The organism is Streptomyces sp. NPDC052020, from assembly GCF_040680575.1.
In the GTDB taxonomy this organism is placed as follows: Bacteria; Actinomycetota; Actinomycetes; order Streptomycetales; family Streptomycetaceae; genus Streptomyces.
Genome location: NZ_JBFAWY010000010.1, coordinates 186,680 through 213,674, shown reverse-complemented (window position 1 = coordinate 213,674; position 26,995 = coordinate 186,680). Strand labels below are relative to the sequence as shown.

General features: G+C 74.1%; 23 protein-coding genes and 1 pseudogene. 7 read left to right on the top strand and 17 right to left on the bottom strand.

Annotated elements, in window-relative coordinates:
• Positions 1 to 2,985, top strand: coding sequence for an NACHT domain-containing protein (locus tag AB0L74_RS13600; RefSeq protein WP_365649987.1), 2,985 nt, complete (start codon positions 1 to 3; stop codon positions 2,983 to 2,985).
• Between the two features lie 118 nt (positions 2,986 to 3,103).
• On the opposite strand, the gene AB0L74_RS13595 is transcribed toward AB0L74_RS13600, so the two are convergent.
• Positions 3,104 to 5,629 (bottom strand): ATP-dependent Clp protease ATP-binding subunit, encoded by a 2,526-nt coding sequence (locus AB0L74_RS13595; RefSeq protein ID WP_358780102.1) that lies wholly within the window; start codon positions 5,627 to 5,629, stop codon positions 3,104 to 3,106.
• A 430-nt stretch (positions 5,630 to 6,059) separates the two neighbouring features.
• On the opposite strand from AB0L74_RS13595, the gene AB0L74_RS13590 reads away from it, so the two are divergent.
• A complete protein-coding gene (locus tag AB0L74_RS13590) occupies positions 6,060 to 6,848 on the top strand; it encodes an SCO3374 family protein (protein WP_365649983.1) in 789 nt (262 codons plus the stop codon).
• A gap of 34 nt (positions 6,849 to 6,882) precedes the next feature.
• On the opposite strand, the gene AB0L74_RS13585 is transcribed toward AB0L74_RS13590, so the two are convergent.
• The 10 genes and pseudogenes from AB0L74_RS13585 to AB0L74_RS13540 all read right to left on the bottom strand — a co-directional run bounded on the left by AB0L74_RS13585 (position 6,883) and on the right by AB0L74_RS13540 (position 15,600).
• Positions 6,883 to 7,218, bottom strand: a complete 336-nt coding sequence (locus AB0L74_RS13585) for an Lsr2 family protein (protein ID WP_365649980.1) — start codon at positions 7,216 to 7,218, stop codon at positions 6,883 to 6,885.
• Positions 7,219 to 7,417: 199 nt separating this feature from the next.
• Positions 7,418 to 7,951 carry an amino-acid N-acetyltransferase gene (locus AB0L74_RS13580; RefSeq protein WP_029384966.1) on the bottom strand — a complete coding sequence of 178 codons (534 nt, stop codon included), beginning with the start codon at positions 7,949 to 7,951 and terminating at the stop codon, positions 7,418 to 7,420.
• A 444-nt stretch (positions 7,952 to 8,395) separates the two neighbouring features.
• Positions 8,396 to 8,734, bottom strand: a pseudogene (locus tag AB0L74_RS13575) (BlaI/MecI/CopY family transcriptional regulator); the annotation flags it as partial.
• 203 nt (positions 8,735 to 8,937) lie between these two features.
• The gene (locus AB0L74_RS13570; protein ID WP_365649978.1) at positions 8,938 to 9,117 is read right to left on the bottom strand and encodes a hypothetical protein; all 180 of its coding nucleotides are present in this window, start codon (positions 9,115 to 9,117) and stop codon (positions 8,938 to 8,940) included.
• A 100-nt stretch (positions 9,118 to 9,217) separates the two neighbouring features.
• Positions 9,218 to 9,925, bottom strand: a complete 708-nt coding sequence (locus AB0L74_RS13565; protein ID WP_365650087.1) for a hypothetical protein — start codon at positions 9,923 to 9,925, stop codon at positions 9,218 to 9,220.
• Positions 9,926 to 10,153: 228 nt separating this feature from the next.
• Positions 10,154 to 10,951: a type III pantothenate kinase gene (locus AB0L74_RS13560; RefSeq protein ID WP_365649975.1), complete on the bottom strand. Its 798-nt coding sequence runs from the start codon at positions 10,949 to 10,951 to the stop codon at positions 10,154 to 10,156.
• 11 nt (positions 10,952 to 10,962) lie between these two features.
• A complete protein-coding gene (nadC, locus tag AB0L74_RS13555; protein ID WP_365650084.1) occupies positions 10,963 to 11,946 on the bottom strand; it encodes a carboxylating nicotinate-nucleotide diphosphorylase in 984 nt (327 codons plus the stop codon).
• Between the two features lie 5 nt (positions 11,947 to 11,951).
• Entirely contained in the window at positions 11,952 to 13,664 is a 1,713-nt protein-coding gene (locus tag AB0L74_RS13550) for an L-aspartate oxidase (RefSeq protein ID WP_365649973.1), read from the bottom strand.
• Positions 13,661 to 14,671, bottom strand: a complete 1,011-nt coding sequence (gene panC, locus AB0L74_RS13545) for a pantoate--beta-alanine ligase (RefSeq protein WP_365649970.1) — start codon at positions 14,669 to 14,671, stop codon at positions 13,661 to 13,663. The genes AB0L74_RS13550 and panC overlap by 4 nt, the downstream gene beginning before the upstream one ends.
• A complete protein-coding gene (locus AB0L74_RS13540) occupies positions 14,668 to 15,600 on the bottom strand; it encodes a DUF2520 domain-containing protein (RefSeq protein ID WP_365649967.1) in 933 nt (310 codons plus the stop codon). The genes panC and AB0L74_RS13540 overlap by 4 nt, the downstream gene beginning before the upstream one ends.
• A 235-nt stretch (positions 15,601 to 15,835) precedes the next feature.
• Between AB0L74_RS13540 and AB0L74_RS13535 the strand changes: the two genes are divergently transcribed.
• Positions 15,836 to 17,092: a beta-eliminating lyase-related protein gene (locus AB0L74_RS13535; RefSeq protein WP_365649964.1), complete on the top strand. Its 1,257-nt coding sequence runs from the start codon at positions 15,836 to 15,838 to the stop codon at positions 17,090 to 17,092.
• Here the strand turns inward: AB0L74_RS13535 and AB0L74_RS13530 are convergent.
• Complete coding sequence (locus AB0L74_RS13530) at positions 17,082 to 17,297, bottom strand: hypothetical protein (protein WP_365649961.1); 216 nt, start codon at positions 17,295 to 17,297, stop codon at positions 17,082 to 17,084. The two genes, AB0L74_RS13535 and AB0L74_RS13530, sit on opposite strands and share 11 nt — an antisense overlap.
• A 205-nt stretch (positions 17,298 to 17,502) precedes the next feature.
• On the opposite strand from AB0L74_RS13530, the gene AB0L74_RS13525 reads away from it, so the two are divergent.
• Positions 17,503 to 18,606: a DUF5937 family protein gene (locus AB0L74_RS13525; protein WP_365649958.1), complete on the top strand. Its 1,104-nt coding sequence runs from the start codon at positions 17,503 to 17,505 to the stop codon at positions 18,604 to 18,606.
• Positions 18,607 to 18,663: 57 nt separating this feature from the next.
• Here AB0L74_RS13525 and AB0L74_RS13520 read toward each other — a convergent pair whose 3' ends face one another.
• The 3 genes from AB0L74_RS13520 to AB0L74_RS13510 form a co-directional block, all read right to left on the bottom strand.
• Positions 18,664 to 19,296, bottom strand: coding sequence for an AAA family ATPase (locus AB0L74_RS13520; RefSeq protein WP_365649955.1), 633 nt, complete (start codon positions 19,294 to 19,296; stop codon positions 18,664 to 18,666).
• A gap of 51 nt (positions 19,297 to 19,347) precedes the next feature.
• Positions 19,348 to 20,019 carry a response regulator transcription factor gene (locus AB0L74_RS13515; protein WP_365649952.1) on the bottom strand — a complete coding sequence of 224 codons (672 nt, stop codon included), beginning with the start codon at positions 20,017 to 20,019 and terminating at the stop codon, positions 19,348 to 19,350.
• A gap of 84 nt (positions 20,020 to 20,103) precedes the next feature.
• Complete coding sequence (locus AB0L74_RS13510; RefSeq protein ID WP_365649949.1) at positions 20,104 to 21,306, bottom strand: sensor histidine kinase; 1,203 nt, start codon at positions 21,304 to 21,306, stop codon at positions 20,104 to 20,106.
• Positions 21,307 to 21,423: 117 nt separating this feature from the next.
• Here AB0L74_RS13510 and AB0L74_RS13505 point away from each other — a divergent pair, with 117 nt between their 5' ends.
• On the top strand, positions 21,424 to 22,485 hold the full coding sequence (locus tag AB0L74_RS13505) for an SAM-dependent methyltransferase (RefSeq protein ID WP_365649946.1): 1,062 nt from the start codon (positions 21,424 to 21,426) through the stop codon (positions 22,483 to 22,485).
• A gap of 78 nt (positions 22,486 to 22,563) precedes the next feature.
• Here AB0L74_RS13505 and AB0L74_RS13500 read toward each other — a convergent pair whose 3' ends face one another.
• Positions 22,564 to 23,715: an NADH-quinone oxidoreductase subunit D gene (locus AB0L74_RS13500; protein ID WP_365649944.1), complete on the bottom strand. Its 1,152-nt coding sequence runs from the start codon at positions 23,713 to 23,715 to the stop codon at positions 22,564 to 22,566.
• A gap of 31 nt (positions 23,716 to 23,746) precedes the next feature.
• On the opposite strand from AB0L74_RS13500, the gene AB0L74_RS13495 reads away from it, so the two are divergent.
• Together AB0L74_RS13495 and AB0L74_RS13490 are read left to right on the top strand one after the other, a co-directional pair.
• On the top strand, positions 23,747 to 24,253 hold the full coding sequence (locus AB0L74_RS13495) for a PH domain-containing protein (RefSeq protein WP_365649941.1): 507 nt from the start codon (positions 23,747 to 23,749) through the stop codon (positions 24,251 to 24,253).
• Between the two features lie 20 nt (positions 24,254 to 24,273).
• Complete coding sequence (locus AB0L74_RS13490) at positions 24,274 to 25,572, top strand: PH domain-containing protein (protein ID WP_365649938.1); 1,299 nt, start codon at positions 24,274 to 24,276, stop codon at positions 25,570 to 25,572.
• Positions 25,573 to 25,704: 132 nt separating this feature from the next.
• On the opposite strand, the gene AB0L74_RS13485 is transcribed toward AB0L74_RS13490, so the two are convergent.
• The gene (locus AB0L74_RS13485; RefSeq protein WP_365650081.1) at positions 25,705 to 26,970 is read right to left on the bottom strand and encodes a hypothetical protein; all 1,266 of its coding nucleotides are present in this window, start codon (positions 26,968 to 26,970) and stop codon (positions 25,705 to 25,707) included.
• Positions 26,971 to 26,995: the final 25 nt, after the last annotated feature.

Below are 26,995 nucleotides of genomic sequence, written 5' to 3'. Positions count from 1 at the left end.
ATGGACCCGACGGTGCTCGGCGGCAGGCTGGCGTCCGCGGCGGTCGCCCCGCTGCTGAAGAAACTGTTCCGCGCCGACGGCCCGGGCGCCGGCCTGGCCGACCGGCCCGTACGCCTCGGCGACCTCGTGTCCTTCCGCGGCGAGAAGCGCACCCTGGGCGAGCGGGACGTCCGCCGGCTCGCCGGCCGGCTCGTCGCCCGCGCGGTGGCCTCCCCCGGCGAGCCGCCCTTCCCGCCCGGCGAGCACACCGCCGTCACCGACGCGCTGGCCGCCCGGCTCCTCGCCCTCGGCGAGCTGGACATGGACGACGTCCAGGCGGTCCGCCTGGGCCACCGGGAACTGGCCGGGAAGCTGCGCCACGGCGCCCCGGCCCCCGACGGACTGTCCACGGACTCCTGCCACTTCCTCGACTCCGCCACCGAGTGGGCCTGCCTGCACATCCTGGAGTTCTTCACCCGCCGCTCCACCTTCGTCGCCCGCACCCTCGTCGAGCAGACCCGCGGCCAGTCGGAACTGGTCACGCGGGTGGAGGAGCTGCTCGCCCGCACCCCCCGCCCGGACGCCCGCGACACCGCCTTCGAGCACCGCTACCTGTCCTACGTGGCCCACCGTCACGACCACATCACCATCTACGGCATCGACCTGCGCGACTCCCCGGACCGCTGGCCCCTCGAAGTCGCCTACCTCAGCCTGGAGGCGGCGGGCCGGGAGGAGGACGCCCCGCACGCCCCGCCCGGCGAGCATCCGGCCGCCGCCACCGTCCACCTGCCCGCCGACGAGGTGCTCCACGGCCACGACCGCGTCCTGCTGCGCGGCGACGCCGGCTCCGGCAAGACGACGCTGGTGCAGTGGCTGGCGGTGACGGCCGCCGGCGGGAACGACGGACGCGTCCCGTTCGTCCTCCCCCTGCGCACCCTGATCCGCGCGGGCGCCCTCCCGGCACCGGCCGCCTTCCTCACGGCGGTGGGCTGCCCGCTGACCCCGCCCGAGGGCTGGGCCGAGCGGGTCCTGAGCACGGGGCGCGCCCTGGTCCTCGTCGACGGCCTGGACGAGATGCCCGCCGCCGACCGCCACCGCACCCGCGACTGGCTGCTCGGACTGATCCACGCCTTCCCCGGCAACCGCTGGCTGCTGACCTCCCGCCCCACCGCCGTACGCCCCGACTGGCTGGCCGCCGAGGGCTTCCGGGAACTGACTCTCGCCCCCATGCGCCCCGCCGACGTCGCCACTTTCGTGCGGCGCTGGCACGCGGCCGCCCGGGCACCGCAGTACGAGGCGGATCTGCTGGACGCCCTGCGCACCAAGCGCGACCTGGCCCGCCTCGCCACCAACCCCCTGATGTGCGGCCTGATCTGCGCCCTGCACCGGGAACGCCGCGGCTATCTGCCCACCGGCCGCAAGGAGTTGTACGACGCCGCCCTCACGATGCTGCTGGCCCGCCGGGACCGGGAACGGGGCATGGGCGCGGTGGACGCGCCCGAACTGGGCGAGGAAGCCCAGCTGGAGCTGCTGCAACGCCTCGCCTACGCCCTGGTGCTGAGCGGCCGGACGGAGATGGACCTCGCCACGGCGGAGGGCATCGTGGAGCGCTGCCTGCCGTCGGTCGCCGCGGCGGCGGAGCAGGGGGACGCGGCAACCGTCCTGCGGTCCCTGCTGCTGCGCAGCGGGCTGCTCCGCCAGCCCGGCGAGGGTGCCGTGGCCTTCGTGCACCGCACCTTCCAGGACTACCTGGGCGCCCGGTACGCCGTGGAGGAGGGCCATCTCGACGTCCTCCTCAGCCATGCCCACGACACCCAGTGGGAGGACGTGATCCGCATGGCGGTGGCCCACGCCCGGCCCCGTGAACGCGCCGTGCTGCTGCGGCGGCTGCTGGACCGGGGCACGCCCCGGCTCACGCTGCTCGCCCTGGCGTGCCTGGAGCACGCGGCGGCGCTCGACCCGCGGATCCGGGCGGAAGTGGAGACGCGGGCGGCGGCGCTGATACCGCCACGAACGGTGGCGGCGGCGAGGGCCCTGGCAGAGGTGGGCCCGCTGATCCTGGAACTGCTGCCGGAGCCCGAGGGGCTGACGGACGCCGAGGCGCACGGCGTCACGGTCACCGCCTCACTCCTCGCCGCGCAGGAACCCGGCGGGTCCCTGGCCGTGCTGCGCCGGTTCCGCCGGCATCCGGCGCTCGACGTACGGCGGCAGCTGGTGGGGACCTGGGACCGGTTCGAGGCCGGGGAGTACGCGACCGAGGTGCTCGACCACCTGGACCGCACGGACCTGTTCCTGACCTGCGCCACGGACGAGCAGCTCGTGGCCGCCGCCGGGATGCGGCCGTGGAGCCGGCTGGCGTTGTACGGCTCACACGACATCTCCGACCTCATGGCCGCCGTACCCGACCCGAACGCGGTGGAGGCGCTGCGCCTGGCGGAGAACCGGGTGCTGGCCGACCTGCGGAAGCTGACGTCCTTCTCCTCGCTCGGAGAGCTCGTGATCAGCCATACCGCCGGCCTCGCCGGTCTCACGGAGCTGGGCTCGCTGCGCCGGCTCTCGCTGATGCAGTGGATCCCCGGCACCCGGCTGACCGAGACCCTCCCCGCGCCGGCGCCCTTGGACTTCCTCCACCTCGGCTTCCACACCACCACGACGACCGGTCTTCGGGGCCTGTCCCACTGGAGCACGCTGAAGGAGCTGAGTCTGGCCGTGAGCGTGACCCTCACCGCGGCGGACTGGGAGGAGATCTCGCGGCTGCCCCTGCTGACCAGCCTGCGCCTGAGCACGTCGCTCTTCCCCTACGGCCTCGGGCCGGTGCCCGTGCTGCCCGGGGTCACCCGGCTGACCCTCACGGCCTTCCGGGGCGACGAGGACGTCTCCGCCCTCGCCGCCGGGCTGCCGGGCCTGCGCACGGTCGTTCTCCAGGCCGTCTCCAACGCACGCCCGGGCCTCGGCCGGTACGCGGCCCTCTTCCCCGGGGCCGAGGTGGTCCTGGACACGCGCTGACGGCGGGAAGCCGACGGCAGAACACCGACGGCGGAAAGGCCGGCAGCGGAGAAAAGGGGTCGCCCCGGGCCGTGGATTCCGGCCCGGGGCGACCCCCTTGGTCAACGCGCCCGGAGGGCTACGCGTCCTTGCTCAGGTTCGGCCCGGCTCCGCCGGCCGCCTGCTCGATCGGCGGGACGTCGGGCAGCGCCGACTTCTCCTCGCCGCGGAAGGTGAAGGTCTTCTCCTCGCCCTCGCCCTCGGTGTCCACGACCACGATGTGACCGGGGCGCAGCTCGCCGAAGAGGATCTTCTCCGAGAGCGTGTCCTCGATCTCGCGCTGGATGGTCCGGCGCAGCGGCCGGGCGCCCAGCACGGGGTCGTAACCCTTCTTGGACAGCAGCTCCTTGGCGGACTGGGAGAGCTCGATGCCCATGTCCCGGTCCTTCAGGCGCTCGTCCACCTTGCCGACCATCAGGTCGACGATCCGCAGGATGTCGTCCTGGGTCAGCTGCGGGAAGACGACCACGTCGTCGACGCGGTTGAGGAACTCGGGCCGGAAGTGCTGCTTGAGCTCGTCCGAGACCTTGTTCTTCATGCGCTCGTAGTTGGTCTTCGTGTCGCCCGCGGCGGCGAAGCCGAGGTTGAAGCCCTTGGAGATGTCCCGGGTGCCGAGGTTGGTCGTCATGATGATGACCGTGTTCTTGAAGTCCACGACCCGGCCCTGGGAGTCGGTCAGGCGACCGTCCTCCAGGATCTGCAGCAGCGAGTTGAAGATGTCCGGGTGGGCCTTCTCCACCTCGTCGAACAGGACGACGGAGAACGGCTTGCGGCGCACCTTCTCGGTCAGCTGGCCGCCCTCTTCGTAGCCCACGTAACCGGGGGGCGAACCGAACAGACGCGACACCGTGTGCTTCTCGCTGAACTCCGACATGTCGAGGGAGATCAGCGCGTCCTCGTCGCCGAAGAGGAACTCGGCGAGCGCCTTGGACAGCTCGGTCTTACCGACACCGGACGGGCCGGCGAAGATGAACGAACCACCCGGACGCTTCGGGTCCTTCAGACCCGCACGCGTACGGCGGATCGCCTTCGACAGCGCCTTGACGGCGTCGTTCTGGCCGATGACCCGCTTGTGGAGCTCGTCCTCCATGCGGAGCAGGCGGCTGGACTCCTCCTCGGTCAGCTTGAAGACCGGGATGCCGGTGGCCGTGGCGAGGACCTCGGCGATCAGCTCGCCGTCGACCTCGGCGACGACGTCCATGTCGCCGGCCTTCCACTCCTTCTCCCGCTTGGCCTTGGCGGCCAGGAGCTGCTTCTCCTTGTCGCGCAGGGAGGCGGCCTTCTCGAAGTCCTGCGAGTCGATCGCGGACTCCTTGTCCCGGCGGACGGCGGCGATCTTCTCGTCGAACTCGCGCAGGTCCGGCGGCGCGGTCATCCGGCGGATGCGCATCCGGGAGCCGGCCTCGTCGATCAGGTCGATCGCCTTGTCCGGCAGGAAGCGGTCCGAGATGTACCGGTCGGCCAGGGTGGCGGCCTGGACCAGCGCCTCGTCGGTGATGGAGACGCGGTGGTGCGCCTCGTACCGGTCGCGCAGGCCCTTGAGGATCTCGATGGTGTGCGGCAGGGACGGCTCCGCGACCTGGATGGGCTGGAAGCGGCGCTCCAGGGCCGCGTCCTTCTCCAGGTGCTTGCGGTACTCGTCCAGCGTGGTCGCGCCGATGGTCTGGAGCTCGCCGCGGGCCAGCATCGGCTTCAGGATCGAGGCGGCGTCGATGGCGCCCTCGGCGGCACCCGCGCCGACCAGCGTGTGCAGCTCGTCGATGAACAGGATGATGTCGCCGCGGGTGCGGATCTCCTTGAGGACCTTCTTCAGTCGCTCCTCGAAGTCACCGCGGTAGCGGGAGCCGGCGACCAGGGCGCCGAGGTCCAGGGTGTAGAGGTGCTTGTCCTTGAGGGTCTCGGGCACCTCGCCCTTGACGATGGCCTGGGCGAGGCCCTCGACGACGGCGGTCTTGCCGACGCCGGGCTCACCGATCAGGACCGGGTTGTTCTTGGTACGGCGGGACAGCACCTGCATGACCCGCTCGATCTCCTTCTCGCGCCCGATGACCGGGTCGAGCTTGGATTCACGGGCGGCCTGGGTGAGGTTCCGGCCGAACTGGTCGAGGACCAGGGACGTGGAGGGCGTGCCCTCGGCAGGACCGCCGGCGGTGGCGGTCTCCTTGCCCTGGTAACCGGAGAGCAGCTGGATCACCTGCTGCCGCACGCGGTTGAGGTCTGCGCCCAGCTTGACCAGGACCTGGGCGGCGACGCCCTCGCCCTCGCGGATCAGGCCGAGCAGGATGTGCTCCGTGCCGATGTAGTTGTGGCCCAGCTGAAGCGCCTCGCGGAGCGACAGCTCCAGCACCTTCTTGGCACGGGGGGTGAAGGGGATGTGGCCGGACGGCGCCTGCTGCCCCTGGCCGATGATCTCCTCCACCTGCTGGCGGACCGCCTCGAGCGAGATCCCGAGGCTCTCAAGGGCCTTGGCGGCGACACCCTCACCCTCGTGGATCAGGCCCAGGAGGATGTGCTCGGTGCCGATGTAGTTGTGGTTGAGCATCCGGGCCTCTTCCTGAGCCAGGACGACAACCCGCCGCGCGCGGTCGGTGAACCTCTCGAACATCGTTAATCGCTCCTCAGAGCGGTCAGGCAGTAAGGGGAACTTCCCCTCCCTGTCCTTCCGCAGCTTAGTCCCGCAAGCGGGGACCGCTCATTCCAACTGCCGACACCGTCGATGGCCTCCTGACCCCGAACGCCGACATCTGCTCCAACCCGATGGTGCGAGACGATGTTCCCGCAGGCCAGGCAGTTACCCCAGTCGCCAGTACGCCGATGGCGAACGTAGGGCCGCCCGTTCTGCGTGTCGCCCCCTCCCACTAGGGATGTCTTACCCGCAGCCACTGACACTCCATGCCGGGCGCCCCGGTTCCCTCCGCTACGGGCGAACAACCTTGCGCCACGCCATACCCCCGCGCGCCCCCTTTTCCGTCACGCTGCGCGATCACCTCGAACACCGAGCGTAACTCCAGCGGTGCTGGGGGGTTGCACTGGGCATGGTTGACGCCAGGCCGTCCACGACTCTGCCCGTTCCCCCGCCGCGCCGGCCGCGCGGTCCCGGGGGCCACGCTCACGAGGGTCCCCGGAGGGAGGGCCGGCCCGGGCAGCCGGCCGATCCCGACCGCCGGTGGTACGAGCACCGGCTGGGCTGGCCCACCGCTCCGGGGGCGCCGCTGCGGCTCCGTACGGGCGTGCGGTTCGACGTGCTGGACGTCCCGGCGGAGGCCGGGTACGCGGCGCTGAGGCGGCTCGGGCCCGCCTCCCCCGTGGCCGTCCAGGGCGACCGGATGCGGCTGCTCGTGGCCCCGGGCAGCGCGGAGGAGCTGCCCGGGCTGCTGGACTGGCTGGAGTGGGGCTCGCTGGCGCTCGACCTGGTCGCGCTCGGCGCGGGCGGTCTCATGGAGGCGCCGCCGCCCCGGCCCGGTTCCGGGTCGGTCCGGCCGCTCCCCCCGGGCCCCTCGGGCGGCCTGGACCTCACGGACGGCACGGACGGCGTGGGCCGCCTGGACGGCGTGGACCGCGTGGGCCTTTCCGCCGGTCCGGAGCCGCGCGGTCCGCAGGGGGCCGCCGTATGGCTGCGACCCCCTGTGCCAGGGTGCGAGGTGGAGTCCTCGCTGCCGACGCTGTCGGCCTTGGGGGGCGGTGGGGGCGCCCCCGATCTCGTACGGCTGCTCGGCACGGTGGCAGCGCAGTGCCACCGGATCCGGCTGTGGCGCGCGAGCGCCCTGCCGCCGGCCGGTGCGCCGGGCCTTTCGCCGGGCTGCTCGCCGGGACGGCGGTGGTAGGCCGTGAGGCCCGGATCGTCTGCCGGCCGGGCGGTCAGCCGTTGGCCTTCTCGTACGCCTCGCGGATCGACGCGGGGACCCGCCCGCGGTCGTTGACCTCGTAACCGTTCTCCTTCGCCCAGGCGCGGATCGCCGCGGTGTCGGGGCTGCCACCGGAAGAGGCACGCGCCTTGCCGCGCCCACCCGAAGCGCGGCCCCCGGTACGGCGGCCGCCCTTCACGTAAGGCTCGAGAAGGCCGCGCAGCTTGTCCGCATTGGCGGTGGTGAGGTCGATCTCGTAGGTCTTGCCGTCCAGAGCGAACGTCACGGTCTCGTCTGCCTCGCCGCCGTCGAGGTCGTCGACAAGAAGGACCTGAACCTTCTGTGCCACCGGATTTCCTTTCATCGATAACGTGAGGGCGGGGGTCTGCCGGCGTGCGCCGTATCGCCGCCCCTTGTTATATGCAGTACTGCAGTACGTCGGAAAGCAAACCGCTTTTGCCGGAAAAACACAAACCCCCGGCAGAGACCGGCAGCCCCGACCGGAGCGGAAAGATACGCGTTTCGGACATAGGGAACTTGCTCGTTGATCACAGATGCAGAAGCATCCGGCTGTTGCCCAAGGTGTTCGGTTTCACTCGTTCGAGACCGAGGAACTCCGCGACACCCTCGTCATAGGAACGGAGCAGCTCCGCGTAGACATCCGTGTCGACGGGCGTCTCCCCGATCTCCACGAAGCCGTGCTTGCCGAAGAAGTCCACTTCGAAGGTCAGGCAGAAAACGCGGCGAACGCCGAGCCAGCGCGCGGTATGCAGCAACTTCTCCAGCAACTGGTGTCCGACGCCGGCGCCCTTCAGGCCCGGCTTCACCGCGAGAGTCCTGACTTCCGCGAGGTCTTCCCACATCACGTGCAGGGCGCCGCAGCCCACGACCTCGGCGTTGTCGTCGCGTTCCGCGACCCAGAACTCCTGGATGTCCTCGTAAAGCGTGACCATGGCTTTGTCGAGCAGGATGCCGTCGCGGACGTAGGCGTCGAGGAGCCTGCGCACGGCCGGGACATCGCTGGTGCGGGCCCGCCGGACGGTGATGGCTTTAGCGGTGACTTGAGGACTCACTGCGGACATGAGCGGACGCTATCGCTCGCCGCCGCCACCGGCCGAGTCGGGGTTGTGTCCGGCGTTCCGCGCGGTGTTCCCTCCCGTGTTCCGGCCCGTGTTCCCTCCCGTGTTCCGTCCGGCGCCGTCTTCGGGGGTATGGCCGGGGCGGGAGTCCTCATCCCGAGTGGAATCCGGGGGGCGGGCCGGGGTTTCGGATTTCTGTTCGAAGTCGGCTTGGCGGGCGGGCCCGACTTCGGGCTCGACTTCGGGCTCGACTTCGGGCCCGGCTTCGGGCCCGGCTTCGGGTTCGGACCCGGCTTCGGGTTCTGGTCCGGGTTGGGCTTCGGCTTCGGGCCGGGGTTCCGCTTCGCGCCGGGGTTCCGCCTCGGCTTGCGGTGCGGCGGGAGGCTCAACGGCCGCGGGGCCGGGTGGGACTTTCGGGGGCCGCGGGCTTTGGGGCGCCTGCCGAGCGGGTTCCCGGGTTTCCGGGCCCTGGACGATTCGGATGGCGTCCCTGAGGGCCTGCCGCTGTTCGTCGCTCATCATGCCGAAGAAGGCGACGAGGGCGGCGGCGGGGTTGTCGCTCTGCGACCACGCGTCGTTCATCAGCGCGGCGGCGTAGGCGGCGCGAGTGGAGACCGCCTCATATCGATAGGCCCGGCCTTCCGCCTCGCGGCGCACCCAGCCCTTCTGATGGAGATTGTCCAGCACGGTCATCACCGTGGTGTACGCGATCGAGCGCTCCTGCTGGAGATCTTCCAGGACTTCTCGAACGGTCACCGGGCGGTTCCACTTCCACACCCTCGTCATGACCGCGTCTTCGAGTTCTCCCAATGGGCGAGGCACAGCTCAGAACAATAGTGGGAGTTTCCGGGTGTGGCGTGCCGAACGGGCACCCATGTCACAGATCAGGGCAAAAAGGATGCAGCGCGGTCCCAGGGAGGCGGCGAGGGCCGGACGGCGCCAGGCGGGCGACCTGCCGGGTCCGGGCGGGCCCGCCGGGACCGGTGGACTCAGGCGTCGGAACGCGCGGAGGCCGGGCGGGCGCCCTCCGCGCGCGCGAGGGCGGCGTCGACGGCCGCGTCCTCCTTGGCCTTGTTGGCGCCGCCCTGGGTCTTCACGATCACCCGGATGACAGCGATGAAGAGCACGGCCATGACGGCCGGCGGCAGGAGCGCGGAGACGTAGTCCATGAGTCCAGGGTAGCCACGGGGCGGGTGAGGGCCGGGGCGGGGTCGTCGGCGGGGCGGGCGGAAAGCGGGGCTCCGGCGGGCAGGGCCGGTGCGGCGGGGGTCAGCCCGCGGCGAGGTGGTGCGAGGTGCCGGCGGGGGGCGGGGCCGGCTTGCGGCGGGGGAAGACCTCGCCCGGAGTGGGGATGGGGCGCCGGCGGGTGGCGGGGTCCGGCTTGGGTGTCGCGGGGGCGGGCTGGGGGGACGGCTTCCGCCCGGGCTCCCCCTCGGGTTCGGCGGCGGGGTCCGCCGCGGCTCGGGAGAGGCCGCCGGGGAGGGCCAGCAGGCGGGTCCGGGAGGCGGGGACCGTCGGGGCGGCGGGGGCGGCGGGGGCGACCGGGGCGGTGCGGGTGGGGGAGGTGAGGGGCGCGCTGGGCGCCGGGATGGTGATCTGGGGGCGCGCGGTCGCGGAGCGGGGGCGGGCGTTCCGCTCCGTCAGGATCTGGCAGCGGGCCAGGAGGGCGGCCGCCGCCGGGTTGCCGCGCAGGGCGCGCAGGGCGGCGAGATCGTCGGGAGCGGGGTGGTGCCCGGCGCCCAGCGCCTCGTCCAGGAGGGTGAGGTAGCCGGCGGCGGTGCCGGGGAGGGCGGCCCGGTACCGGGCGAGGTCGGCCACCAGGAAGGCACGCAGCCGGGCGCTCTCCCGCGCCGCCTCGTCGAGCGACTCCGCGAGGCGGAGGCAGTCCTTGACGTCCTCGGCGGAGACGGGGCTGGGGTGGAGGGCGAGGGCGAGGGCGCGGCGGAGCACACGCAGCTCCTCCACGCCGAACGCCATGCCGCCGCGGGATCCGTATGGCGTGGGCATGCGGCGACGATACGCGCTAATCAGACAAACCCCGGCATAGCGCGCCGGGTGTGGCGTGGGGTGCCACCCGGGTGGGGGTGGGACGCCGGCACCCGCGCGGGCGGTGAGGGCGCCGGCGTCCCACGGGAGGCGCGGGCCGCGCGGGCGGCGGAGCGCCGGAGCCGGGCAGGACGCCTGCCCGGCTCCGGGCAGTACCCCTCACATACGGGACACGTTGCGCTCGTACACCAGGCGGAGGCCGATCAGGGTCAGCCACGGCTCGTGCTCGTCGATGACCGAGGACTCGCCGAGGACCATGGGCGCCAGGCCGCCGGTCGCGATGACGGTGACGTCGTCGGGGTCGTCGGCCAGTTCGCGGGCCATGCGGTTGACGACGCCGTCGACCTGGCCGGCGAAGCCGTAGACGATGCCGGCCTGCATGGCCTCGACCGTGTTCTTGCCGATCACGCTGCGCGGACGGGCCACCTCGATCTTGCGCAGCTGGGCGGCCTTGACGCCGAGCGCCTCGACGGAGATCTCGATGCCGGGGGCGATGACCCCGCCGACGTACTCCCCGCGCGCGCTGACCGCGTCGAACGTCGTCGCCGTGCCGAAGTCGACGACGATCGCCGGGCCGCCGTACAGCTCGTTGGCCGCGACCGCGTTGATGATGCGGTCGGCGCCGACCTCCTTGGGGTTGTCGAAGAGGATCGGCACGCCCGTCTTGACGCCCGGTTCGACGAGGACGGCGGGGACGTCGCCGTAGTAGCGGCGGGTGACCTCGCGCAGCTCGTGCAGGACGGAGGGGACGGTCGCGCAGATGGCGATGCCGTCGATGCCGTCGCCGAGGTCCTCCCCGAGGAGCGGGTGCATGCCCATCAGGCCCTGGAGGAGGACCGCGAGCTCGTCGGCCGTGCGGCGCGCGTCGGTGGAGATGCGCCAGTGTTCGACGATCTCCTCGCCGTCGAAGAGACCGAGGACGGTGTGCGTGTTCCCTACGTCGATCGTCAGCAGCATGTCCGTATCCTCTACTCCGCCGCTCGCAGGTCCAGGCCGATGTCCAGGATGGGCGAGGAGTGGGTGAGGGCTCCCACGGCCAGGTAGTCGACGCCCGTGTCCGCGTACGCCCTGGCGTTGCCGAGGGTGAGGCGGCCCGATGCCTCCAGCTTGGCGCGGCCGTCGACGATCGCCACGGCCTCCTCGCACTCGCCGGGGGTGAAGTTGTCCAGCAGGATCAGGTCGGCGCCGGCGTCCACGACCTCGCGGAGCTGGTGCAGGGTGTCGACCTCGACCTCGATGGGCACGTCGGGGAAGCGTTCGCGGACCGCCTGGAACGCCTGGGCGACCCCGCCCGCGGCGACCACGTGGTTGTCCTTGACCAGGGCCGCGTCGGAGAGGGACATGCGGTGGTTGACGCCGCCGCCGCAGCGGACCGCGTACTTCTCCAGCGCGCGCAGGCCGGGGGTCGTCTTGCGGGTGTCGCGGACCTTCGCCCGGGTGCCGTCCAGGGCGTCCGCCCAGGCGCGGGTGGCCGTCGCGATGCCCGACAGACGGCACAGGATGTTCAGCGCGCTGCGCTCGGCGGTGAGCAGGTCGCGGGTGCGGGTGGTGACGGAGAGGAGCTTCTGGCCCGCCTCGACGCGGTCGCCGTCCTCGACGTGGCGTTCCACCTCGAACTCGTCCGTGCAGACGACGGACAGGACGGCTTCGGCGACCCTGAGGCCCGCGACGACGCCGCCCTCGCGGGCGGTGAAGTCGGCGGTGGCCACCGCGTCCTCGGGGATGGTCGCGACCGTCGTCACGTCCACGCCGTGGGCGAGGTCCTCCTGGAGGGCGACGTTGGCGATGTCCTCGACCTCCACGGGGTCGAGTCCGGCGTCGGCCAGGAGCTGGGCGAGTGCGGGGTCGAGGCCGCACTCCAGGTACGTCTCGTCGTCGGGGTCCGCGCCGCAGGCGCAGCCGTCGCCGCAGCCTCCGGTGGCGGAGGCGAGGGGGAGATCGGGGGTGTTCACTGCTGTCACTGCTCCTGGGGACGGGCGGTCGGGGGGAAGTCGGCGGTGTCCGTGGTGCGGATGGCCAGGGTCCGGTCGGGGTTGAGGGTGACGGCGATGTGGCGGCGCCAGTTCGTGTCGTCGCGGTCGGGGCGGTCCTCGCGCCAGTGGCAGCCGCGGGTCTCCTCGCGCAGCGCGGCGGCGGCGACCAGGACGCGGGCGACGCACAGGAGGTTGGTGGCCTCCCAGGTGTCGACTCCGGGCTCGGCCGTCTTGCCGTTGTCGGCGAGGGCTTCGCGGGCCTCGCCGTGCAGCCGCTGGAGCCGGTCGGCGGCCCGGGCGAGGGAGGCGGCGGAGCGGAGGACTCCGGCGCCGTCCGTCATGATCCGCTGGATGGTGAAGCGGGCCTCGGGGGCGAGCAGCGGGTGCGCGGGCCGCTGGGGGGAGGCGACCGGGTGCGGCACGCGCGCGGGGAGGGCGCCCGCCGCCCGGGCCGCGGCGATGTCGGCGGCGATGCGCTCGGCGTAGACGAGTCCTTCGAGGAGGCTGTTGGAGGCCAGGCGGTTGGCGCCGTGCACGCCGGTGCAGGCGACCTCCCCGCACGCGTACAGGCCGGGCACGGTGGTGCGGCCGTGGGAGTCGGTGCGGACGCCGCCGGAGGCGTAGTGGGCGGCCGGGGCGACCGGGACGGGCTCGGTGACCGGGTCGATGCCGTGGGCGCGGCAGGCGGCGAGGATCGTCGGGAAGCGGTGCTCCCACATCTCGGCGCCGAAGTGGCGGGCGTCGAGGAACATGTGGTCGGCGCCGCGCTCCCGCATGCGGCGCGTGATGCCCTTGGCGACGATGTCCCGGGGGGCGAGTTCGGCGAGTTCGTGCTGCCCCCGCATGAAGCGCACGCCGTCGGCGTCCACCAGGTGGGCGCCCTCGCCGCGGACCGCCTCGGAGACCAGGGGCTGCTGTCCCTCGGCGTCGGGGCCGAGGAAGAGCACGGTGGGGTGGAACTGGACGAACTCCAGATCGCTGACCTCGGCGCCCGCGCGCAGGGCGAGGGCCACGCCGTCGCCCGTGGAGACGGCCGGGTTCGTGGTCGCGGAGAAGACCTGGCCCATGCCGCCGGTGGCGAGGACCACGGCGGGGGCGTGGACCGCCCCCACGCCGTCGTGCTGGCCCTCGCCCATGACGTGCAGGGTGACGCCGGCGGTGCGGCCGTCGGCGTCCGTGAGGAGGTCCAGGACCAGGGCGTTCTCGATGGCGCGCATCCCGCGCGCGCGGACCGCGCCGACGAGGGCGCGGGAGATCTCCGCGCCGGTCGCGTCGCCGCCGGCGTGCGCGATGCGGCGCCGGTGGTGGCCGCCCTCGCGGGTCAGCGCCAGGCCGCCGTCGGCGGACTCGTCGAACCGGGCGCCGGTGGCGATGAGGCGGCGGACCGCGTCGGGGCCCTCGGTGACGAGGATGCGGACCGCCTCCTCGTCGCACAGGCCGGCGCCCGCCACCAGGGTGTCGTCCAGGTGCTGGCCGGGGGTGTCGCCCTCGCCGAGGGCCGCGGCGATGCCGCCCTGGGCCCAGCGGGTGGAGCCGTCGTCGAGGCGTGCCTTGGTGACGACGACGGTGCGCAGGCCGGCGGCCTCGCAGCGCAGGGCGGCGGTGAGGCCGGCCACGCCGGAGCCGACGACCACCACGTCCGCGTCGATGGACCAGCCCGGGGCGGGCGCGTGCAGTCGTATGCCTGTGCCGGTCACGAAGCGGCTCCGAAGGTGAGGGGGACGTTGTCGATGAGCCGGGTCGTGCCGACGCGGGCGGCGACGGCGAGGACGGCCTCGCCGGTGAAGTCGTCGCCGATCTCGGTGAAGTCGGAGGGGTCGACGAGGGCCAGGTAGTCCAGTTCGAGCGGCGGGTCGAGGCGGGCGGCCTCGTCCAGGACCAGGCGGGCCGCCGCGCGGACGGCCGCCGGGCCGGCCGGTGCGGCCTGGGCGACGGCGTGCGCGTCGGCCGCCGCGCGAGACTCGCCGAGGGCGCTGAGCGCCTCCGCGCGGGCGTGCGTGGCGGGCACTTCGCGGGCCCGCGCGCGCAGCGCCTCCTGGGCGGCGTGCCGGTCACGGCCCGCGAACAGGGCCCGCGACAGGGACAGGGCGGTGCGCCGCTCCTGGGGGGAGAGGTAGCGGTTGCGGCTGGACAGGGCCAGGCCGTCCTCCTCGCGCACGGTGGGGACGCCGACGATCTCGACGCCGAAGTTCAGATCCCGCACCATGCGGCGGATCAGGGCGAGCTGCTGGGCGTCCTTCTGGCCGAAGAAGGCCACGTCGGGGCGGGTGAGGTGGAGCAGCTTGGCGACGACGGTGAGCATGCCGTCGAAGTGGCCGGGGCGGGACGCGCCCTCCAGGCGCTCGCCCATGGCGCCCGCGCGCAGGGTGATCCGCGGTGTGCCGTCCGGGTAGATCTCGCCGGCGGACGGCGCGAAGACGATGTCCGCGCCCGCCCGCTCGGCGGTCTCCAGGTCGGCGTCGAGGGTGCGCGGGTAGCGGTCGAGGTCCTCGCCCGCGCCGAACTGGAGCGGGTTGACGAAGACGGTGACGGTCACGAAGCCCTCGCGGCCGACGTGCTCGCGGGCGGCGCGGATCAGCGTCGCGTGGCCCTCGTGCAGGGCGCCCATCGTCATGACGACGGCGGTGCGGCCGGGCACGGCGCGGCGTGCCAGGACGTGGTCCAGGCCGTCCGCGGTCGGGACGAGTGCGAAGGCGTGGCTCATCGGTCTCCCCCGTTCTCGGGCAGGGCCGCCTGGTCGGCCAGGACGCCCAGCAGGTCTTCGGCCAGTTCGGGCTTGAGCAGCCCGTGGGCGAGCGCCCGGTCGGCGGTCGCGCGGGCCATCGCCAGATAGCCGGCGACGGCCCGCGGGGCGTGGCGGCGCAGCTCGGTGACGTGCGCGGCGACGGTGCCCGCGTCCCCGCGCGCGACGGGACCGGTCAGGGCCGCGTCGCCAGAGCGCAGGGCGTTGTCCAGGGCGGCGCCCAGCAGCGGGCCGAGCATCCGGTCGGGGGCCGCGACACCGGCGGTGCGCAGCAGCTCCAGGGACTGGGCGACCAGGGTGACCAGGTGGTTGGCGCCGAGAGCGAGCGCCGCGTGGTACAGCGGGCGCTTGTCCTCGTCGATCCACTCCGGCTCGCCGCCCATCTCGATGACGAGGGCCTCGGCGGCCAGCCGCAGCTCCTCGGGCGCGGTGACGCCGAACGAGCACCCGGCCAGGCGCTGGACGTCGACGGGGGTGCCGGTGAAGGTCATCGCCGGGTGCAGCGCCAGCGGCAGGGCGCCGGCGCGCAGGGCGGGGTCGAGCACCTTCGCGCCGTACCGGCCGGAGGTGTGCACCAGGAGCTGGCCGGGACGGACGGCGCCGGTCTCGGCGAGCCCGGCCACCAGGCCGGGCAGGGCGTCGTCCGGGACGGTCAGCAGGACCAGCTCGGCGCGCCGGAGCACGTCGGCGGGCGGGACGAGCGGCACGTCGGGCAGCAGGGCCGCCGCGCGCCGTCTGGAGGCCTCGGAGACCCCGGAGGCGGCCACCGGGCGGTGCCCGGCGAGTTGAAGCGACGCGGCCAGCGCGGGGCCCACGCGGCCGGCGCCGACGACGCCGACGGTGAGCCGCGCGGGGCGGTCCTTGGGGTCTGGCAATGAGGGTGTGTTCACGCGACGGCGGCCTTCCCGTTCCAGTCCGCTCCGGGTACCGGACGATTTCTCGTCATGTTAACGCGATCGGTTCCGGGGGCGTTCGGTCGTCCACAGGCTGTGGGTTTCCGGGCCGGGCCGAGGCACGCGCGGAGCGGGAATCCCCGCCGCCCCGCGAATGCCCCGGGCGAGGCCCGCGCACGGGCCGCGCGAAACCGGGGTGCCCGCGCGGGGCGGCGCACGGCATCATCCCGGCATGAGCGATACGGCGGGGCAGGGCGGGCGGCGGGACGGGCGGCGGGACGGGGAAGCGGACCGGCGGGAGCCGGAGGAGGAGGAGCGGCGGGAACGGCTGCGTGAGCGGCGCCGGGCCGCCCACCGCGCCGCCCGGCGGGTACTCGCCCGCCCGGGGTTCCTGAGCACCCTGCGCGAGCGGCTGGCGCTGCTGGACGGGGCGGCGGGGCTGTACGACCTGGACGAGGCGGCGGACCAGTACGGCGACGGCGTCGTCGAGGTCCTGGAGGCGAAGGCCGCCGCACTGCTGGGCACGGAGGACGCCGCCTTCTTCCCGACGGGCACGATGGCCCAGCAGGTGGCCCTGCGCTGCTGGGCGGGCCGCACCGGCAGCCCGGTCGTCGCCCTGCACGCCCTCAGCCATCCCGAGGTGCACGAGCGGCACGCGCTCAGCCAGGTCAGCGGCTTGCGCCCGGTGCGGGTGACGAGCGCGCCCCGGCCGCCCACCGCCGAGGAGGTCCGCGCGTACGAGGAGCCCTTCGGGACGCTGATGCTGGAGCTGCCCCTGAGGGACGCCGGTTTCGTGCTGCCCTCATGGGAGGAGCTCACCGAGGTGGTGGAGGCGGCGCGGGAGCGCGACGCGGTGGTCCACTTCGACGGGGCGCGCCTGTGGGAGACCACCGTCCACTTCGGGCGGCCCCTGGAGGAGATCGCCGGCCTGGCGGACAGCGTGTACGTGTCGTTCTACAAGTCCCTCGACGGGTTCGGCGGCGCGGCCCTCGCCGGTCCGCGCTCGCTCGTGGAGGAGGCGAAGGTCTGGCGGCACCGCTATGGCGGCATGGTGTTCCAGCAGTTCCCGACGGCGCTGTCGGCGCTGGCCGGCCTGGAGCGGGAGCTGCCCCGGCTGCCGGAGTACGTCGCCCACGCGCGCGTGGTGGCCGCCGCGCTGCGCGAGGGCCTGGCGGCGGCCGGGGTGCCGTGGGCGCGCGTGCGCCCCGAGGTGCCGCACACCCACGAGTTCCGGGTCTGGCTGCCCTGCGACGCCGACGCCGCCGCGCGGGCCGCCGTGCGGCAGGGCGAGGAGACGGGGACCCTGCTCTTCGCCCGGCCGTGGGACGCCGCCGGTCCGGGGCTCGCCATGACGGAGATCGGCGTGGGGGCCGAGGGCCTCGACTGGACGGCCGCCGAGGTCGCGGCGGCGACGGCCGGGTTCGTCTCCCGGCTGCGTGAGGAGGCGGGCGAGGCGGCGGGCGGGCCGGAGGGCGGCGTCAGGAGGTAGAGCGCGGTCGCGGATGCAGCCACCGGCCCAGTGTGTGCCGCAGCCGCCCGCGGGCCGGGCGCTCCGCCACGACCGCCTGGAACGCCCGCCGGTCGCGCCATTCCCGTACCACCTGCCATTCGTGGAGGCCGGGCGCGGGAGGCGCGGACTGGCCGAGCCGCTGCGCGCGGTAGGCGTCGAGGACGTACTGCTGGGTGATGCTCATGGCGGACTCGCCTCTCGGTTCCTGGGGAGCGGATGTCATGGGCGCCGGGGGCGGCGGGCGCCGTGGCCGGGGGCCGGGGGCCGAAAAGGCTCCGCCGTCGGCCTCCTGATCCAGGTTCGAGGCCGGCCACGGCGCCTGTCGCGTCGATTGGCAGGAGCCGTCAATCGACGAGAGCGCTGTCGGTGGCGCGGTGCACCATGGGGTCATGAGCGTGATCATCGACATCACCGGGCTGCCGCCGGAGCGGATCTGCGTCGTCCCGTCGCCGCTGGCCGAGCTCGGCATGGCGCTGCACGCGCTCAGCGAGCCCGGCCACCATCCGGGCCTGCGGGGCTGGGCGACGTCTGCGGCCGCGCGGCTGCGGCCCGACCTGGCGGACCGCCTGTGCGAGGCGGACTTCCTGTGGCGCAGCGCGTTCTCCGACGTCTTCACCCCCTTCGCCGGCATTCCCGGCGGGCGGGCCGTCCCGGGCGCCACGCTCGCCGAGGAACTCGACCTGCTGGACAAGCTGACGGACGACGAGTTCGTGCTGATCGCGCTCGAGTTCACCTGCCAGACCGGGCACGACGGGCAGGCCCCGAGCCCGCTGCACGACGCCGCCGCGCGGCAGCGCGCGCTGGAACTCGCCGCGGCGCGCGGCGCCGTCCAGGAGCGGTTCACGCGCAGGCTGCTCCAGGACCCGCCCGTCGTGCGCGCCTGGTTCCGGCAGCTGATGGAGGACTGCGAGGAGGCGTTCTTCGCGGACATCTGGGAGCGGGTCCGGCCGCAACTGGCCGCGGACGCCCGGCACAAGACGGAGCTGCTGCGCCGCAAGGGCCTGCCGGAGGCCCTGGCCGCGGTGTCCCCGGCGGTCTCGCTGGACGACGAGGCGGCGGTGATCAGCGTCGACAAGCTGGCCGTGGGCCGCACGGCCACCGGTGACGGCGGTCTCGTCCTCGTCCCCACCAGCCTGGGCTGGCCGCATGTGATGGTCCTGCACCGGTACGGCTGGCAGCCCGCCGTCATCTACCCCGTCAGCGGTTCCGGCCCGCAGGCCCCCTCCGTCGAGCAGGTGGGTCTGCGCCTGGAGGCGCTGGCCCATCCGGTGCGGATGCAGCTGTGCCGTCATCTGGCCCGCGCGCCCTACACCACCAGCGAGCTGGCGGACGCCCACGGCATGACGGCACCCGAGATATCCCGGCACCTAAGCGTGCTGAAGAAGGCCGGCCTGATCACCACCCGCCGCCGCGGCCGGTACGCGCAGCACCAGCTGGAGCTGTCGGCGGTGGTCCGGCTGGGCAGCGACTTCATCGAGGGCGTCCTGCGCTGAGCACGCCGTCCGGGAGCCGCCAGGGAGCCGCCAGGGAACGCCGCCAGATGGCGGCGCCTAGTCGAGGCGGATGTGCCGGAGCGACACCCCGGCCTGCCGGATCCGCGTCCGCAGCGGGCCCTCGGTGTGGGGGCGCAGGGTGAGCCCGGCCGCCGCGGCGACCCGGTCCGCGGTCCGCGCCACGGTGAGGTGGTCCGTCCACAGCTGCTCGGCGAACTCCGGCTCGCGCAGCCGCTCCAGGCAGTGGTCGAGCCGGCGTACGGCCCAGCTCTCGCGGCGCGGCCCGGCGTCCCTCCCGGCGACGTACCGCAGGACCTGCCCCAGACCGCGCTCGCGCAGACGCTCCAGAACGGTCTCGCGGTCGGCGAGGAGCGCGAAATGCCGTACGTCGTGACCGAGTTCCCGCAGCCGGCCGACGGTCTCGGCGAAGTAGCGCGGCTCGGTGACCGTCATCGGCGCGATCACCACGCCGTCGTGCCGGGTGAGCGCCAGGTCGAGGACCTCGACCACGCCCCGGCGCCAGGACACCAGGTCCTGGAAGTCCCCGCGCAGTCCGGGCGGCAGCATCCGGCGCAGGCCGAAACCGGCGTGCTCGGGATCGCAGATCACGCTGCCGGGCAGCCGCCGCAGGATCTCGTGCGCGGTCTGGGTCTTCCCGCCCCCGAAGGGGCCGTTGAGCCACAGGAGCATGCGCCCGACCCTACCGACCGGCGCCGGGCCCCGTGGCCGGGGCGGTCGGGCTCAGCCGTGGCCGCCGGCCCGCACCAGCCCCGTCTCGTACGCCAGCACCACCACCTGCACCCGGTCCCTGAGGCCCAGCTTGGTCAGGATGCGGCCCACGTGCGTCTTCACCGTCGCCTCCGACAGCACCAGCCGGGCCGCGATCTCCCCGTTGGACAGTCCCTGCGCCACCAGCACCATCACCTCCCGCTCCCGCTCGGTGAGCCGCTGGAGCTCCTTGTGCCGCGGCTCCTTCTCGGTCCCGGGCAGCAACGGCGCGAACCGGTCGAGGAGACGGCGCGTGGTCGAGGGTGCCACCACCGCGTCGCCGCTGTGCACGGCACGGATCGCGGCGAGCAGTTCACCGGGCGGCACGTCCTTGAGCATGAAGCCGGACGCGCCCGCCTTCAGCGCCGAGAAGGCGTACTCGTCCAGGTCGAAGGTGGTCAGGATGAGCACCTTCGGCGCGTCGGGGCCGGCGCAGATGCGGCGGGTGGCCTCCACACCGTCCAGCTTGGGCATGCGGACGTCCATCAGCACCACGTCGACGTCGGCGGACTCCAGTACCGCGATGGCCTCGACACCGTCCCCGGCCTCCGCCACGACCTCCATGTCCGGCTGGGCGGCGAGCACCATCCGGAACCCGGTGCGCAGCAGCACCTGGTCGTCGACGAGCATCACGCGGATCGTCATCGGGGGCCTCTTCCGTGTCCGTCTGCCCCGGTCGCCGGGGTCATTACAGGCATTACAGGTGTCAACGCGGTACACACGTCCGCATCAGTGTGCGGGTTTGAGCGGGAGCAGCGCGCTGATGCGGAATCCTCCGCCCGGCCGCGGGCCGGCGTCCAGCGTGCCGCCCACCATGCCGACCCGCTCGCGCATGCCGATCAGGCCGTGGCCCTGCCCGTCCAGGCCGCCCTCCTCGTACAGCTCGTGCGGGGCGCCCTTGCCGTCGTCCTCCACCAGCACGCCGAGCCCGTCGTCGAAGTAGACCAGGCGCACGCTGGCACCCGCGTGGGGGCCGCCGTGCTTGCGGGTGTTGGTGAGCGCCTCCTGCACGATGCGGTACGCGGTGAGCTCGACGCCGCTGGGCAGGGGGCGCGGGGTGCCCTCGACCTTGAAATCGACGGGCAGCCCGGAGCCGCGGCACTGCTCGACCAGATCCCCGATCTGCCGGACGTCGGGCTGCGGGACGTACTCTCCGGCCTCCTGGTGCTCCCCGGTGCGCAGCACGCCCAGCAGGCGGCGCATCTCGGCGAGGGCCTGGCGGCCGGTGGAGGAGATGGTCTCCAGCGCCTTCTTCGCCTGGTCGGGCGCGGCGTCGATGACGTACGCGGCGCCGTCGGCCTGCACCACCATCACGGAGACGTTGTGGGCGACGACGTCGTGCAGTTCGCGCGCGATGCGGGCGCGTTCGGCGGCGACCGCGACCTTGGCCTGCGCCTCCCGCTCCCTCTCCAGCCGGGCGGCGCGCTCCTCCAGCTGCGTGAAGTAGGCGCGGCGCGTGCGCATGGAGTCGCCGAGCACCCACGCGAGGGCGAAGGGGACGGTCTGGAAGACCGCCCCGACGATGTTGTTGGCGACGCCGACGTCGCCGTTGTACCAGCGCACCTGCGCCACCGACGCCGCGCACAGGCCCATCGCCAGCGCCAGCCGGGAGGCCCAGCGGGCGCCGATCGCGGCCACGGTGTAGACGATCACCAGGAGGGCGAAGTCGGCGACCGTCGGCTCGACGTCCAGCACCAGCTGCGCCAGGCCCAGCCCGATGGCCAGCAGCAGCATCTTCTCCGGCATCCGGCGGCGCAGCGCCACGACCAGGGCCAGCAGCAGCGCGACCGGGATGACGCGCATCCGCGCGTCGGTGCCCTCGACGGCCTGCCGGCTGGCCTCCCCCATCACGGTGATCACCAGCAGGACGACGGCCCAGGAGCTGTCGACACCGGTCGGGTGCCTGCGGAGGAAGTCGTAGAGGCGCTGCACGTAACCCAGCGTAGGCACGTGTGATGTACGCGGGGGTCAACCGGAGGGCCGATCCCGGCAGGCCCGTGTACTCCGCAAGGTGGAGGGTCCGCTCCCCTGTGCGCTTAGCCTGGCCCCGTGACGGCGGAGGCGAACGGTGCGGGCGAGTGGCGGAGCTGGCGGGCGGCGGCGCGGGAGGCGCTCTACGGGCCGCGCGGGTTCTACCGCCGGCCGGAGGGTCCCGCGGGGCACTTCCGTACGTCCGTGCACGTCTCGGGGCTGTTCGCGCGGGCGGTGGCGGGGCTGCTGTGCCGTGTCGACGCGGCGCTGGGGCGGCCGGCGCGGCTGGACTTCGTGGACATGGCCGCCGGGCGCGGGGAACTGGCCGCCGGCGTCCTCGCCGCGCTGCCCGCCGGCGTGGCCGCCCGTACCCGCGTGTACGCCGTCGAGGTCGCCGCCCGGCCCGCCGGGCTCGACCACCGGATCGAGTGGCTCCCGGAACTGCCCCGTCCGGTTATCGGGCTGCTGTTCGCCAACGAGTGGCTGGACAACGTGCCGGTGGAGGTCGCGGAGACGGACGCGGCGGGCGTGGCGCGGCGGGTGCTCGTGCGGGACGACGGCACGGAGCGGCTCGGGGAGCCGGTGACCGGCGCGGAGGCGGAGTGGCTGCGCCGGTGGTGGCCGCCGGCGGACGGGGCCGGGTGGGCCGGGGAGGGACCGGGCCCCGGCGACGAACACCGGGCCGAAGAGGGCCTCCGGGCCGAGATCGGGCTGCCCCGGGACGCGGCGTGGGCGTCCGCCGTCGCCACGCTCGACCGGGGCCTTGCCGTGGCCGTCGACTACGCGCACACGCGGGAGACCCGTCCGCCCTTCGGGACGCTCACCGGTTTCCGTCAGGGGCGGGAGACGGCACCCGTGCCGGACGGGTCGTGCGACATCACCGCGCACGTCGCCCTGGACGCGTGCGCGGCGGCGTGCCCGCTCCCCGGCGCCCGGCTGCTCGCCCAGCGCGAGGCCCTGCCGCTCCTCGGGGTCACCGGCGCGCGTCCCCCGCTCGCGCTCGCCTCCACCGACCCCGCCGGATACGTCCGCGCCCTCGCGAGCGCCGGAGAGGCCGCCGAACTCACCGCGCCGGGCGGGCTGGGCGACTTCGTGTGGCTGCTCCAGCCGGTGGGGATCCCGGACGTCCTGTCCCCGTGAGACGCTCCCGGCGACGGGCCGGGAAGTCCCCGTGCGACGCTCCGGCGGCGGCCCGGGAAGGCGCGCCCCCGCGCGGGCCTACTTGTCGACGTCGCCCACCACGAAGAACATCGACCCCAGGATCGCCACCATGTCGGCGACGAGCGTCCCGGGCAGCAGCTCCGTCAGGGTCTGGATGTTGTTGTACGAGGCCGACCGCAGCTTCAGCCGGTACGGGGTCTTCTCGCCCTTGCTGACCAGGTAGTAGCCGTTGATGCCGAGCGGGTTCTCGGTCCAGGCGTAGGTGTGGCCCTCGGGTGCCTTCAGCACCTTCGGGAGCCGCTGGTTGACCGGGCCGGGCGGCAGCTCGCCCAGCCGGTCCAGGCAGGCGTCGGCCAGGTCGAGGGCGTTGTGCGTCTGCTCCAGCAGGCACTCGAAGCGGGCGAGGCAGTCGCCCTCCCGCCGGGTGACCACCTTCAGCGTGTCCTGGAGCTCGCCGTAGGCGAGGTACGGCTCGTCGCGCCGCAGGTCGAAGTCGACGCCCGAGGCACGCGCGATCGGCCCGCTCACTCCGTAGGCGTGCACGGTCTCCGGCGCGAGCGTGCCCACGCCGCGCGTGCGCCCCCGGAAGATCTCGTTGCCGAGGACGAGGTCGTCGAAGACGTCCATGCGCGAGCGGACGGCCGAGACGGCGGCACGCGCGCGTGCGGTCCATCCGGCCGGCAGGTCCTCCTTCAGGCCGCCGACGCGGTTGAACATGTAGTGCATCCGGCCGCCGGAGAGCTCCTCCATGACGTTCTGGAGGGCCTCGCGCTCCCGGAACGCGTAGAAGACCGGCGTCATGCCGCCGAGCTCCAGCGGGTACGAGCCGAGGAACATCAGGTGGTTCAGCACCCGGTTCAGCTCGGCGAGCAGGGTCCGCGTCCACACCGCGCGCGGCGGGACCTCCATGCCGAGCATCCGCTCCACGGCGATGACCACGCCCAGTTCGTTGGAGAACGCCGACAGCCAGTCGTGGCGGTTGGCGAGCACGATGATCTGGCGGTAGTCACGCGCCTCGAAGAGCTTCTCCGCGCCACGGTGCATGTAGCCGATCACGGGTTCCGCGTGGGTGATGCGCTCGCCGTCCAGGACCAGCTTCAGGCGCAGCACGCCGTGCGTCGACGGGTGCTGGGGCCCGATGTTCAGCACCATGTCGGTGCTCTCCGCGGCGCCGCCGATACCGACCATGGTCTCCGTCGTAGGAGTCATGGTCACAGTCTCTCCTACGTACGCTGGCCCCATGGAAACGGGGAGGCCGGACGGCACGGGGACGACGACGGGCGGGGAGCCGGTGTGGACCGGCCTGCCGCCGGGGCTGTTGCGGATGCGGCGCATGCTGCTGGTGGTGTGGACGGGACTGCTGACGGCCGCCTCGGGGGTGCTGTCATGGTGGCTGGCCGGCCCGGCCTGGGCGGCGTTCGCGCTGCTGCCGCCGGCTCTGGCCGCCTGCGGCTGGGTACTGCTGGAACGCAACTGGCGGTCCTGGCGGTACGCCGAGCGCGCCGACGACCTGCTGATCAGCCGGGGTGTGCTGTGGCGGGAGCAGACCGTCGTGCCGTACGGGCGGATGCAGCTGGTGGAGGTCACCTCCGGGCCGGCCGAACGGTACTTCGGACTGGCCAGTGTGCAGCTGCACACCGCCGCCGCCGCGACCGACGCGACCATCCCGGGTCTGGACCCGGCCGAGGCGGAACGGCTCCGCGACCGGCTCACCGAGCTGGGCCAGGCCCGATCGGCGGGCCTGTGACGGCGCCGCGGGCAGACGGCGTGGCCGCGGTGGAGCGGCGGCTGCATCCCGTCACGCCGTTCAGACGGGCGTGGGCGCCGGTCGCCGTACTCGCCGGATGGGCCGTGCACGACCTCGACGGGGCGCAGCGGCAACTGGCCCGGCTCACCACGACCACCCTGCTGACCGGCCTCGCCGTGCTCCTCCCGGCCGCCGCCCTGTACGGCTTTCTGACCTGGTGGTTCACGCGCTTCGCGGTGACGGACGCGGAACTGCGCATCCGGACCGGGCTGCTGTTCCGCCGGACCGCGCACATCCGGCTGGAGCGGGTCCAGGCCATCGACGTCACCCAGCCGCTCCTCGCCCGGGTGGCGGGGGTCGCCAAGCTGAGAATCGACGTCATAGGGACGGACAAGAAGGACGAACTCGCCTTCCTCGGCGCCGGCGAGGCGCGGGCGCTGCGCGCCGAACTGCTCGCGCGGGCGGCCGGTTTCGCTCCCGAGACCGCCCACGAGGTCGGCGAGGCCCCGTCCACGCGACTGCTGCGCGTCCCGCCCGGCGTCCTCGCCGTCTCCCTGCTGCTGACCGGCGCGACCTGGGGCATGCTGGCCGCCGCCGTCGCCGTGCCGGCCCTGCTGTGGATGGCCACCCACAACCTGTGGACGGTTCTCGCCACCGCCCTGCCGCTGGCGGGCGCGGCGGGCACGCGCAGCGTGGGACGGTTCGTCGGCGACTACGACTGGACGGTCGCCCAGTCCCCGGACGGGCTGCGCCTGGACCACGGGCTGCTCGACCGGACCCACGAGACGGTGCCGCCGGGCCGGGTGCAGACCGTGCGGATCGTGGAGCCGCTGCTGTGGCGCCGGCGCGGCTGGGTGCGGGTGGAGCTGGACGTGGCCGGGTCCTCCAACTCCGTACTGCTGCCGGTCGCCCCGCGCGAGGCCGCCGTCTCCGTCATCGCGCGCGTGCTGCCCGGGGTGGCCGTGCCCCACGGGGCGGCGCTGTCCCGTCCGCCGCGACGGGCCGGCTGGTGCCGGCCGCTGTGGTGGCGCGGCCACGGGCTCGCCGTCACCGACGCCGTGTTCGCCGCCCGGCACGGGCTGCTGCGGCGCAGCCTGGCGCTGGTGCCGCACGCCAAGGTGCAGAGCGTCCGCCTGACGCAGGGGCCGTGGCAGCGGGCCCGGCGGGTCGCCGATGTCCGGGTGGACACGGGGGCGAACAAGACCGTGACGGCCCGGCTGCGTGACGCCGGGGAGGCGGCGGAGCTGCTGCGGGCCCAGGCGGAGCGCTCCCGCACGGGCCGCCGGGACGCCCGCCCGGACCGCTGGATGGCCTCTTAGACGCCGTGGCACCCGTACCGGGAATCCGGTGCTCGGCGCCCGGCGCCCGCGCTTCCCATACCGGGAATCAGGCGCCGGATGACCGCGGCGGCCGTGCCGGTGGTCCCCGGCACGGCCGCCGCCCGGCCGGTCTCAGGACGCGGCGGTCCTGAGCCCCTGTACGTCGATCTGTTCCGTCTCGTCGTGCGCCGTCAGGTCGATGACCTGACCCTCGTGGGACGGCTGCCCGCCGTCCGGCTCGTCCCCGGCCTCGGCCTCGGTCTCGGCCCCGGCCCCGGCCCCGGCCTCCAGGCCGGTCTCGGCCTGCGGCGTCTGGCTCCCGGTCTCGGTCTCGGCCCGGTGCAGGGCGAGGGCTTCCGGACCGACGATGTCGGCGAGGTCCTCGTTCTGGACGGCGGCCTCCAGCGCGCTGGGCGTCACCGTCCCCGCCCCGGCCCCCGGCTGCGCCTGCGCCGGTGACTGCGCGTCCTTCGTGCCGAAGAAGTCGAAGCCTCCAGCCGTCGCCGGGCGCCGCGCGGGAGCGGGCGGTACGACGGCCGCCGCGGGCGGCACCGGGAGGTGCCCGGCGGGCTGCCGCCCGGACGGCTGCGCGAGATCGGGTGCCACGCCCTGCCCGGAGTCCGGCGCGGAGACCGGCGCGGAGTCCGGCGCGGAGTCCGGCGCGGACGCCTGCGCCGGCCCGGCCGGCGCCGCCTCCGTGCCCGTACCGGTGGGCTCGGTCGCCACCCGGGCCCCGGCGCCGGCGGCCTGGACGCCACCGCCGCCGTCACCCCCGTCCCCGCCGTCGTGCGCGGCCTCGCCGGCGAGCCGTGCCAGGGCCGCGCCGGCCCGCAGGAACAGCCGGGAGCCCTCCGGGGAGAAGAGACCGGGGTTCCCCGGTGACGCGGCGGCCACCGCGTCACCGGCGGGCGCCTTCCCGGCCGGCGCCTCCTGCGCGGCCGCCGGCCGGCCCGCCGCCAGGGCGCGCGCCGGGGACGCCGCCCCCAGCTCCAGCAGGCGGCGGCCCTCCAGGGCACCGGCCCGCTCGGTTTCGGCCGTGGCGTAGCGCCGCAGCAGGGCCGCGTGCTCGTTGCGCAGCCCCTGAAGCTCCGTCCGCTTGGCGCGCAGCCGCTGCTCCAGCTTGGCCCGCAGCTCGCGCGACTCCTCCAGGTCGGCCTCCAGTTCGGCGACGCGTTCCTCGTGGCGCCATTCGTCGCCCGCCCGCGCGCGCGTGAGTTCGGCGACCCGCCTGCCCGCCTGCGTGTCCCAGCGGCGCATGACCAGCGCGCCGGTGATCGCCGTCACCGCGGCGGCCGCGGCCAGTGAGCGCAGCACCAGCGGTTCGCTGAACACCCAGGGGCCCAGGGCGCAGACGAGGGAGACGCCTGCGATCGCCGACGGCGGAAGCATTCTGTGCAGGGGAGGGGAATGACGGTGACGTCCA